The sequence below is a fragment of the Caulobacter sp. Root343 genome (assembly GCF_001425745.1).
Lineage (GTDB): Bacteria > Pseudomonadota > Alphaproteobacteria > Caulobacterales > Caulobacteraceae > Caulobacter.
Genome location: NZ_LMDF01000012.1, coordinates 33214 through 42741 on the forward strand (window position 1 = coordinate 33214; position 9528 = coordinate 42741).

Annotated in this window: 11 protein-coding genes; 6 read left to right on the forward strand and 5 right to left on the reverse strand. The window is 69.1% G+C overall.

The features are described 5' to 3' along the window. The first annotated feature begins 94 nt into the window (after positions 1–94). Positions 95–952 (forward strand): RimK family alpha-L-glutamate ligase, encoded by an 858-nt coding sequence (locus ASC70_RS23515; protein ID WP_056055418.1) that lies wholly within the window; start codon positions 95–97, stop codon positions 950–952. Here ASC70_RS23515 and nth read toward each other — a convergent pair. After that, positions 949–1656: an endonuclease III gene (gene nth, locus ASC70_RS23520; RefSeq protein WP_056055421.1), complete on the reverse strand. Its 708-nt coding sequence runs from the start codon at positions 1654–1656 to the stop codon at positions 949–951. The two genes, ASC70_RS23515 and nth, sit on opposite strands and share 4 nt — an antisense overlap. A 70-nt stretch (positions 1657–1726) precedes the next feature. Here nth and ASC70_RS23525 point away from each other — a divergent pair, with 70 nt between their 5' ends. Together ASC70_RS23525 and ASC70_RS23530 are read left to right on the forward strand one after the other, a co-directional pair. Then, on the forward strand, positions 1727–2203 hold the full coding sequence (locus tag ASC70_RS23525) for a DUF2244 domain-containing protein (RefSeq protein ID WP_056055424.1): 477 nt from the start codon (positions 1727–1729) through the stop codon (positions 2201–2203). 43 nt (positions 2204–2246) lie between these two features. After that, positions 2247–3161 carry a methylated-DNA--[protein]-cysteine S-methyltransferase gene (locus tag ASC70_RS23530; RefSeq protein ID WP_056055428.1) on the forward strand — a complete coding sequence of 305 codons (915 nt, stop codon included), beginning with the start codon at positions 2247–2249 and terminating at the stop codon, positions 3159–3161. A 112-nt stretch (positions 3162–3273) separates the two neighbouring features. Here the strand turns inward: ASC70_RS23530 and hslU are convergent, their stop codons facing one another. The 3 genes from hslU to hslV form a co-directional block, all read right to left on the reverse strand. Then, positions 3274–4566, reverse strand: a complete 1293-nt coding sequence (gene hslU, locus ASC70_RS23535) for an ATP-dependent protease ATPase subunit HslU (RefSeq protein WP_056055431.1) — start codon at positions 4564–4566, stop codon at positions 3274–3276. Further along, complete coding sequence (locus ASC70_RS23540) at positions 4563–5417, reverse strand: DUF4440 domain-containing protein (RefSeq protein WP_235519608.1); 855 nt, start codon at positions 5415–5417, stop codon at positions 4563–4565. The genes hslU and ASC70_RS23540 overlap by 4 nt, the downstream gene beginning before the upstream one ends. Before the next feature lie 67 nt (positions 5418–5484). Then, entirely contained in the window at positions 5485–6084 is a 600-nt protein-coding gene (gene hslV / locus ASC70_RS23545; protein WP_162247263.1) for an ATP-dependent protease subunit HslV, read from the reverse strand. A 19-nt stretch (positions 6085–6103) separates the two neighbouring features. On the opposite strand from hslV, the gene ASC70_RS23550 reads away from it, so the two are divergent. Then, complete coding sequence (locus ASC70_RS23550) at positions 6104–6841, forward strand: molybdopterin-synthase adenylyltransferase MoeB (RefSeq protein ID WP_056055434.1); 738 nt, start codon at positions 6104–6106, stop codon at positions 6839–6841. 64 nt (positions 6842–6905) lie between these two features. Next, entirely contained in the window at positions 6906–7868 is a 963-nt protein-coding gene (locus tag ASC70_RS23555) for an alpha/beta fold hydrolase (RefSeq protein WP_056055437.1), read from the forward strand. Here ASC70_RS23555 and ASC70_RS23560 read toward each other — a convergent pair. After that, positions 7865–8851 (reverse strand): D-glycerate dehydrogenase, encoded by a 987-nt coding sequence (locus ASC70_RS23560; RefSeq protein WP_047413816.1) that lies wholly within the window; start codon positions 8849–8851, stop codon positions 7865–7867. The two genes, ASC70_RS23555 and ASC70_RS23560, sit on opposite strands and share 4 nt — an antisense overlap. 72 nt (positions 8852–8923) lie before the next feature. On the opposite strand from ASC70_RS23560, the gene ASC70_RS23565 reads away from it, so the two are divergent. Further along, positions 8924–9472 (forward strand): SH3 domain-containing protein, encoded by a 549-nt coding sequence (locus tag ASC70_RS23565; protein ID WP_056055440.1) that lies wholly within the window; start codon positions 8924–8926, stop codon positions 9470–9472. Positions 9473–9528: the final 56 nt, after the last annotated feature.

Genomic DNA, 9528 nt, shown 5'->3' on the forward strand with positions numbered 1-9528 from the left:
GATTAAAGGAAGTGGGACCGCAAGGCAACGCGAGCCTTGTTCCGGGCGTCCCGACATCCTAGCTGCGACCTTCCTACCAAGCCTGGGTAAACCGATGGTCGACGTCCTGCTCCTGGTCCCCGCTCGCGACGAGCACCGCTATGGCGACGCCTGGGCGAAGCTGTTCGAGCGTCTGGCCGCGCCGCTGCGCGCCCACGGCCTGGCCGTCGCCGCCCAGCCCTGGACCGACGCGATCGAGAAGGACCAAGCGCGGCTGGTCATGCCGTCGCTGGCCTGGGGCTATCACGGCCGCCAGCCCGAATGGTTCGCCAAGCTCGACGCGCTGGAGGCGGCCGGGGTTCGCGTCGCCAATCCGCCAGCGGTGCTGCGCTGGAACTCGACCAAGACCTATCTGGTCGAGCTGGCTGGCAAGGGCGCGCCGGTCGTGCCGACGCACGCCCACGATCAGCTGACTCCCGAGGCCGTCCAGGCCGCCTTCGACGCGTTCGGGGTCGACGAGGTGGTGGTCAAGCCGCAGGTCTCGGCCGGTTCGCACGAGACCATCCGGGTCAAGCGTCACGGTTCGCTGGAGGGCGGCCCGACCGGTCCGGCCCTGATCCAGCCGTTCCTGCCGGCGGTCGGCGAGGAAGGCGAGCTGTCGCTGTTCTATTTTGACGGCGTTTTCAGCCACGCGGTGACCAAGGTGGCGGTCGGCGGTGATTTCCGCGTTCAGCCGCAGTTCGGCGGCCGGGTCAGCGAGATCGCGCCGGAGCCCGAAGCCCTGCGCGCGGCCGAGATGGTGCTGGCGGCGGCCGGCGCGCCGCTGACCTATGCCCGCGTCGACCTGATCCGGGGCCTCGACCATACGCCGCAGCTGATGGAGCTGGAGGCCATCGAGCCCGACCTGTTCCTGGAGCACGCGCACGACAAGGGCGCGGCCTTCGCGGCGGCGGTGACGCGGGCGCTGGGCTAAGCCCCCAGGAACAGCTCCCGCGATGGGCACAGATCGCTGATCTTGCAGATCTCGCACTTGGGCCGACGCGCCACGCAGACATAGCGGCCGTGCAGGATCAGCCAGTGGTGCGCGCGGGTCTGGTAGGGCGGCGGTACGATCCGCATCAGGTCCTGTTCGACCGCGTCCGGCGTCTTGCCGGTCGACAGCTTCAGCCGGTGCGAGACGCGGAAGACGTGGGTGTCGACGGCGATCGCCGGCTCGATGTCCAGCTCGTTCAACACCACGCTGGCGGTCTTGCGGCCGACGCCGGGCAGGCTTTCCAGCGCCTCCCGGGTCAACGGAACCTGGCCGCCGTACTGGTTCACCAGGATGTTGGCCGTGGCGATGACGTTCTTGGCCTTGGTGCGGTAGAGGCCGATCGAGGCGATGTAGGGGATCAGGCCCGCCTCGCCGAGCTCCAGCATCTGCTCCGGCGTGTTGGCCACCTTGAACAGCTTGTCGGTGGCCTTGTTGACGCTGACGTCGGTGGCTTGGGCCGACAAGGCGACGGCGGTGACCAGCTCATAGGGATTGGCGTAGTTCAGCTCGGTCTTGGGCCGCAGCTCCAGGCTCTCGAAGCGCTGGAACAGCACTTCGACTCGTTCGCGCTCGGCGGGGCTGATCCGCTTCTGCGCGGGCTTCTTCTTCTTTGGAGCGGGGGCTTTGGCCATCGAGCGGACCATGCCGTGATGCGCGCCGCTCGCCAAGCGCGTGGGAGGCTCCTAAATTCGAGGCATGGCCCCAAGTCCCTTCATGGCTTCGCCGATCTACATGGACCGCGTGATCGCGCCGCATCGCTCGCTGAGCCCACAGGGCGCGGCCGTGCTGCTGGGCGTGGTGATGGCGTTCAACGTGCTGGTGGCGATCTTCCTGCTGGTGCTGGGCGCGCCGCCGGTTCTGCCGTTCCTGGGCCTGGACGTTCTGGCGCTGTGGCTGGCGCTGCGCGCCAGCGATCGCGCCGCCCGCAGGGTGGAGCGGGTCCAGGTCACCGCCGAGGCGGTCACGGTCAGCCGCGAGGATGAAAAGGGCGCGCGCACGGTCTGGACCTCGCCGACCGCCTTCACCCGCGTCGACGTCGACCAGCCGGGCGAACACGAGACTCGGGTGCGACTGATGATTTACCGCAAGCGCCTGACCCTGGCGCGGTCGCTGAGCCCGGAAGAGCGAATGAGCTTCGCCAACGCTTTGCGGGAGGCGATCCGCGCCGCGCGCCTCGAGCGCTGGTCATGACCGCAAGAACCGGGCGGACGCCGTTATCCGAGGGTCGTATCTTATGAGCATGGCATACGACGCTTCCTCCTCAGAAAACCCGCTGTCGGCGGCGATTTCCGAGACGGCCAGCCAGGAGCTGGTCCGTCTGGCGGAACGCTCGGTCGACTACCATCGCATGGCCAAGGCGCTCGATTGGCTGGCCGAGCGGTGGTCCGATCACCCTTCGCTGGACGAGGCGGCCCAGGCCGTGGGCCTGTCGCCGTTCCACTTCCAGCGCATCTTCACCCGCTGGGCCGGGGTCAGCCCCAAGAGCTTCGTCTCGGCCATCGCCCACGCCGAGGCCCGACGCTCGCTGGAGGCCGGTGGCACGGTGCTGGACGCTGCGTTCGACGCCGGCTTGTCCGGGCCCTCGCGGCTGCACGACCTGTTCATCGCCCAGGAGGCGGCGACGCCGGGCGAGGTCCGTCGGCGCGGCGCGGGCATGCGGCTGCGCTGGGGCTGGGCCCCGACGCCGTTCGGCAAGGGCCTGTTCGTGATGGCCGATCGCGGCCTGGCCGGCTTGGCCTTTTCGGACGGCGAAGACGAGAGGGTGTTCGCCGACATGCACCGCCGTTTCCCGGCCGCCGACTGGACCCGCGACGATGAGGCCGCCCTGGCCACGGCCGTCCACGCCTTCACGGGCGGGGAGGGGCCGCTGCCGATCGTGCTGATCGGCTCGCCCTACCATGTCCAGGTCTGGAAGGCCTTGCTGCAGATCCCGGCCGGCGAAACGGCCACTTACGGCCAGGTCGCCTGCTGGGCCGGTAAGCCCAAGGCATTCCAGGCCACGGGCGGGGCCATCGGGGCCAATCCGATCTCGCTGCTGATCCCTTGCCACCGCGCCATCGCCAAGAGCGGCCGGCTGACCGGCTACCACTGGGGCCTGGCGCGCAAGGCGGCGATGCTGGGGATGGAGGCGGTGGCCAAGGCGGGCTGATACTGGCCCCCTCCGCGCTTCGCGTTCCTCCCCGGAGGGGGAAGAAGGATCCCACCTTCCGCCCCCGCTGGGGGCGGACGATCGCGAAGCGATCAGGTGGGGGCCTGCGGCGTCACAGGATAAAGCGACTGAGATCCGCGTTCGCCGCCAGCGCGCCGATACGCTCCTGCACATAGGCCGCGTCGATGGCGACCGTTTCGCCGCTGCGATCCGCCGCCGAGAAGCTGATCTCCTCGACCACCTTTTCCATGATCGTCTGCAATCGCCGCGCGCCGATGTTCTCGACCGAACCGTTCACAGCCACCGCCGCGTCGGCCACGGCGTCGATCGCCTCGTCGGTGAAGGTCAGGGTCACGCCCTCGGTCAGCATCAGGGCCTGGTGCTGGCGGATCAGGTTGGCTTCCGGCTCGGTCAGGATCCGGCGCATGTCGTCACGCGACAGGCCCTTCAGCTCGACGCGGATCGGCAGGCGGCCTTGCAACTCGGGCAGCAGGTCGCTGGGCTTGGCCACGTGGAAGGCGCCCGAGGCGATGAACAGGATGTGGTCGGTCTTGACCGGCCCGTACTTGGTCGAGACCGTCGTGCCCTCGATCAGCGGCAGCAGGTCGCGCTGCACGCCCTCGCGGGAGACGTCCGCGCCCGAGCGCTGTGACGAGCTGGCGACCTTGTCGATCTCGTCCAGGAAGACGATGCCGTGGTTCTCGGCCAGCTCCAGGGCCTCCTGGGTCAGGGCTTCCTGGTCCAGCAGCTTGTCGCTTTCCTCGGCGATCAGAGGAGCCCAGGCGGCGGAGACGGTGGTCTTGTGGGTCTTGGTGCGGCCGCCGCCGAACGACTTCATCATTTCCGACAGGTTCAGCACCGCCGCGCCCGGCTGGCCGGGGATCTCGAAGCTTTGGCCGCCGGTGTCGGCCAGCTGCAGCTCGACCTCCTTGTCGTCCAGCTCGCCGGCCCGCAGCTTCCGGCGGAAGCTGTCGCGGGCGGCGGTCGAGCCGGGGCCGGTCATGGCGTCCAGGATCCGCTCCTCGGCGGCCGCCTCGGCCTTGGCCTTGACGGCGGCGCGGCGCTTGTCGCGGACCATGCCGAGCGCGCTCTCCACCAGATCGCGGACGATCTGGTCGACGTCGCGACCGACATAGCCGACCTCGGTGAACTTGGTGGCCTCGACCTTCAGGAACGGGGCCTGGGCCAGCTTGGCCAGGCGGCGGGCGATCTCGGTCTTGCCCACGCCTGTAGGGCCGATCAGCAGGATGTTCTTGGGCGTCACCTCGTCACGGAGGTCGGCGGGAACCCGGCGGCGGCGCCAGCGATTGCGCAGGGCCACGGCGACGGCCTTCTTGGCCTCGTTGTGGCCGACGATATAGCGGTCCAGTTCGGAAACGATCTCGCGGGGGGAAAACTCAGTCATCGGTCGTTGATCAGGGCCTCGAAGATCAGGCGCCACCCATCGGGGCGCTTCTGCCAGACATGCATATAGTGGCCCGCGACGGAATTTTGACCCGCTTCACGCCATTGCGCTTCGCCGTGCGTCCAGACGAAGTCACCGGCCTTGGACGCGCCGCCGCCGCGCAGGGTCAGGGCCATGGTGGCCGGGCGCAGGGCCAGCCGCGCCTCGACGGCGTTCGGGGCGAGGGCCCGCGTGCCGCGTGGGCCCAGGATATGGCCGTCCTGGGCCAGCACGGCCTTGTAGGCCTCGGCGACGTCTTGGCCGGCGGCTTCGGCAAGAGCGGCTTCGCGCGCCCGCACGGCGTCGAAGGCCTTAGCGGGCGAAGCCTCGCCGGACTGGGCGACAGGGCCGACCATGGCGGGTGTCTCGGGCCCCTGGGCCGAGATCGCGTCGGCCGGTCCGCCGCCGTCGTAGATCCAGCGCCACCGGCCGTCGGCGTCCTTGCGCCAGATGCTGGCGTACCAGCCGCCGCGCTTGCCGTTGATCGCCGAAGGCCCGATGGACAGGCCCAGGTCCCCCGACCGGGCCGCCACCACCCAGGCCGGCCACCATTCCAGCTTCGGCTCGCCTTCTCCGGAGCGCCCGCCATAGAGCGCCTTGGCGCTGACGGGGGCGGGGCCGAAGACAATCGCGTCGTCGGCCATGTGCTTCAGGAACGAGCTCCGGATGCCCAAGGCCAAGCCGTCGGCGGCGAAGGCGCGTTCGGCGGCTTCGACCTGTCGGGCAGGCGATTTGGGAGCGGCTTGAGCGGCATGGGCCAAGGTCAGCGCGACGCCGGCGGCCAGAACGGGCTTGAGCATGGTCTTGAGCATGAAGGATCTCCCCTGACCCGACCCTGGGCCGGGGAAATCCGTCGCGCATGCCGTTTGCGACGAAAGCCTACAGGGCTTCGACGGTCAGGTTGCCGTTGGTGTAGACGCAGATCTCAGCGGCGATGGCCATCGCCTTGCGGGCGATCTCTTCGGCCGAAAGGTCCTGGTCGATCAAAGCCTTGCCGGCTGCCAGGGCGTAGTTGCCGCCCGAACCGATCGCCGCCACCGCCGCGCCGCCGGGGCTTTCACCGGGCTCCAGCACGTCGCCGACGCCGGTGACGGTGTAGATGGCGGTGTTGTCGGCCACCAGCAGCATGGCCTCCAGCCGGCGCAGATAGCGGTCGGTGCGCCAGTCCTTGGCCAGGTCGACACAGGCGCGGGCCAGCTGGTCGGGATACTGCTCCAGCTTGGCCTCGAGGCGCTCGATCAGGGTGAAGGCGTCGGCGGTGGCGCCGGCGAAGCCCGCCACCACCTTGCCGCCGGCCAGTCGCCGCACCTTGCGGGCGTTGCCCTTGACGACGGTCTGGCCCATGGAGACCTGTCCGTCACCGGCGATCACGGTCTGTCCGTTCTTGCGCACCGCCAGAATGGTCGTGCCGTGCCAGTCTGGGAAGGAAGTCGAGCTTTGCATGGCTTCGCATGTGGCGAGGCCGGGCCGGAGGGTCAAGCGCCATGAGTTTTTCCCGATGAGCTTCTCGGACGTCGAGGTCGAGCGCTACGCCCGCCATCTGGTGCTGCGCGAAGTCGGCGGTCCCGGCCAGCAGAAGCTCAAGGCCGCCCGGGTGCTGGTGATCGGGGCCGGGGGGCTGGGCGCGCCGGCGGCGCTGTACCTGGCCGCCGCCGGGGTCGGGACGATCGGCCTGGTCGATCCGGACGCGGTGTCGCTGTCGAACCTGCAGCGCCAGGTGCTGTACGCCACCGCCGACGTCGGCCGGCCCAAGGTCGAGGCCGCGGTCGAGCGCCTGTCAGCCTTGAACCCGCATACAACGGTCGAGACCCATCCGGTATGGCTGGACGCGACCAACGCCGGCGACCTGGTGGCGCGGTATGACCTCGTGCTCGACGGCACCGACGACTTCGCCACCCGCTTCGCGGTCAGCGACGCCTGCCTCGCCCACGGCAAGCCTTTGGTCAGCGGGGCCCTGGGCCGTTGGACCGGCCAGGTCGGGGTGTTCCACGGCCGGCCCTGCTACCGTTGCCTGGTGCCGGAGGTTCCGCCGGACGCCGAGACCTGCGCCCTGGTCGGTGTGGTCGGGGCCCTGGCCGGGGTGATCGGCTCGATGATGGCGCTGGAGGCGGTCAAGCTGATCGCCGGCGCGGGCGAGCCCCTGTCCGGCAAGCTGCTGATCTATGACGCCCTGGCGGCCGAGACCCGCACGGTGCGGATCGGGGCTGATCCCCATTGCACAGCCTGTGGCGCTTGACGAATTTGACAGAACATCGTTCGCTCAGATCCGACAAGGGCGTCCATATCGCGGGGAGGGCGGCATGAAGACCCTGGTGCGCGGTCTCGCGACCGCCCTGGCGCTGATTGTCGTGCTGGCGGCGATCGGCTGGCTGCTGCTGCAACGGCCCGACATACCCTACGCCGCGCTGGAGGCGCGGTATGGCTATGCGGACTCGCAGTATGTGGACCTGCCCGGCGGTGTGCGAGCCCACTATCGCGACGTCGGCCCACGCGAAGCGCCGGCGATCGTGCTGATTCATGGCTTCGCCGCCTCGACCCACGCTTGGGATGAGTGGGTCAAGGCGCTGTCGACGGACTATCGGGTGGTGGTTCTAGACCTGCCGGGCCATGGCCTGACACGGACCGGCGCGGCCTATGTCGCGCGTCCGGATGGCTACGAGGCGGTGGTCGACGATCTTACCCGGCGGCTCGGCCTTTCAAGGTTCACGCTCGGCGGTAATTCCATGGGCGGCGAGGTCGCCTGGACCTATGCCCTGGACCATTCCGACCGGGTGGAGCGCCTGATCCTCGTCGACGCCGCCGGCTGGCCGACGCCCGGCCGAGGCGGCGGCATGATCTTCAAGTTCCTCGGCAATCCGGTCGGCCGCCGGGTGCTGAAGGACATCGAGATCCGCCCCCTGATGGCCCAGGCCCTGCGCTCGGCCTATGTGGATCCGAAACTGGTCACGCCGGCCCTGGTCGAGCGCTATGTCGACCTGGCGCGCGGGCCAGGTCATCGCGACATCCTGCTGGGTCAGCGGCCGCGCCGCGCGGCCACGGCCGCGGATCTGGCGCGCATCCACGTCGCGACCTTGATCATGTTCGGTCAGGACGACCGGCTGATCCCGGCCGCCGACGGCGAGCAGTTCCACAAGGCCATACCGGCCGCGACCCTGATCCTCTATCCGGGCGTCGGCCACCTGCCGATGGAGCAGATCCCGCAGCGATCGGCGGACGATCTGAAGGCCTGGCTGGCGGCGCATCCGGCGCCGGCCGAGCCTTAAAGCATCGACGGAATGACCCGGTCCGGCGGCCGGTGGCCGTCCATGAAGGTCTTTACGTTGACGATGACCTTCTCGCCCATGTCTATCCGGCCCTCGACGGTGGCCGAGCCCATGTGCGGCAGCAGCACGACATTGGGCAGCTTCAGCAGCTTGGGATTGATCGCGGGCTCGTGCTCGTAGACGTCCAGGCCGGCGCCGGCGATCTCGCCGCGCGCCAGCATGTTGGCCAGGGCCCCCTCGTCGATCACCTCGCCGCGGGCGGTGTTGACGACGATGGCGTGCGGCCGCAGCAGTTTCAGTCGGCGGGCCGACAGCAGGTGATAGGTGGCCGGGGTGTGCGGGCAGTTGACCGAAACGAAGTCCATCCGGGCCAGCATCTGGTCCAGGCTTTCCCAGTAGGTGCAGCCCAGCTCCTCGGCGATGCGCGGGCTGACCGGCTTGCGGTTGTGGTAGTGCACCTGCATGCCGAAGGCCTTGGCGCGACGGGCCACGGCCTGGCCGATCCGGCCCATGCCGATGACGCCCAGGCGCTTGCCCCACAGGCGGCGGCCCAGCATCCAGGTCGGCGACCAGCCGTGGAAGCCGCCCGCCTTGACCACTTCCGCGCCTTCGACGATCCGGCGCGAGGCGGCCATGATCAGGGTCATGGTCAGGTCGGCGGTGTCTTCGGTGAGAACGCCGGGCGTATTGGTGACGATGATGCCGCGGGCGTTGGCGGTGGCGACGTCGATATTGTCGACGCCGGCCCCGAAATTCGCGATCAGCTTGAGCCGATCGCCGGATCGCGACAGAAGGCGGGAGTCGATACGATCGGTGATCGTCGGCACCAGCACGTCGGCCCGGCTCATGGCGTCGACCAGTTCATCCGCCGTCAAGGGTTTGTCGGAGACGTTCAGTTCGGTGTCGAACAGTTCGCACATCCGCGTCTCCACCGGATCGGGGAGTTTGCGGGTGACGATGACTTTGAGCTTGCGGGCGGCCATGGGCGGTTTGAAAAGCTCTCACTGACGGGCGTTTGAAAGCTGTAGCAAAGGGGCCCGAAGGGGCCAAGCAACATGCCGTCGAAAACAGAACAACGTTCGTCTCGCACGCCACTTGGAGCCGGTTTCGCCCTGGCCGTGGTCGGAATTGTGTCCGCCCTGGCGGGGCCGGCGGCCGCGGAGGGTCCGAAGATCACCCCGTCGGGCCTGGACGTGCCGCGCTACGTCTCGCTGAAATATGCCGAGGTCAATGCGCGCAACGGCCCGGACGAGGCCCATCAGCTGCTGTGGATCTATCATGCCAAGGGCCTGCCCGTGCAGGTGATCGCCGAAACGCGCGAGTGGCGGCGGATCTGCGATCCGGAGGGCGGCGTGGCCTGGGTGCACAAGCGCACCACCGACGGCCGGCGCTCGGCCATGCGCGTGCAGCCCACGAACGCGCCTTTGCTTAGCGCCCCCAAGGCGGGGGCCAAGATCAGCGCCTATCTTAAGGGCCGATCCATCGCCAGCCTCGACAAATGCGAGAAGGGCTGGTGCCGGCTGCGCGCTGACGGCTCGTCCGGCTGGGCGCGGGAAAGCGACATCTGGGGCGCGGATCCGGCGGTCCAGTGCCGCAAGGGCTAGGAACGCCCTTCGACAGGGAAACGTTGAGGCCTGACCCGCCGCCGTGCTAGGGCGTC

What these genes read in the sequence shown, in the direction of transcription:
- ASC70_RS23515 (WP_056055418.1), top strand. Translation starts at nt 95, where the DNA reads ATGGTCGACGTCCTGCTCCTGGTCCCCGCTCGCGACGAGCACCGCTAT.
- nth (WP_056055421.1), bottom strand. Translation starts at nt 1,656, where the DNA reads ATGGTCCGCTCGATGGCCAAAGCCCCCGCTCCAAAGAAGAAGAAGCCC.
- ASC70_RS23525 (WP_056055424.1), top strand. Translation starts at nt 1,727, where the DNA reads ATGGCTTCGCCGATCTACATGGACCGCGTGATCGCGCCGCATCGCTCG.
- ASC70_RS23530 (WP_056055428.1), top strand. Translation starts at nt 2,247, where the DNA reads ATGAGCATGGCATACGACGCTTCCTCCTCAGAAAACCCGCTGTCGGCG.
- hslU (WP_056055431.1), bottom strand. Translation starts at nt 4,566, where the DNA reads ATGACTGAGTTTTCCCCCCGCGAGATCGTTTCCGAACTGGACCGCTAT.
- ASC70_RS23540 (WP_235519608.1), bottom strand. Translation starts at nt 5,417, where the DNA reads ATGCTCAAGACCATGCTCAAGCCCGTTCTGGCCGCCGGCGTCGCGCTG.
- ASC70_RS23550 (WP_056055434.1), top strand. Translation starts at nt 6,104, where the DNA reads ATGAGCTTCTCGGACGTCGAGGTCGAGCGCTACGCCCGCCATCTGGTG.
- ASC70_RS23555 (WP_056055437.1), top strand. Translation starts at nt 6,906, where the DNA reads ATGAAGACCCTGGTGCGCGGTCTCGCGACCGCCCTGGCGCTGATTGTC.
- ASC70_RS23560 (WP_047413816.1), bottom strand. Translation starts at nt 8,851, where the DNA reads ATGGCCGCCCGCAAGCTCAAAGTCATCGTCACCCGCAAACTCCCCGAT.
- ASC70_RS23565 (WP_056055440.1), top strand. Translation starts at nt 8,924, where the DNA reads ATGCCGTCGAAAACAGAACAACGTTCGTCTCGCACGCCACTTGGAGCC.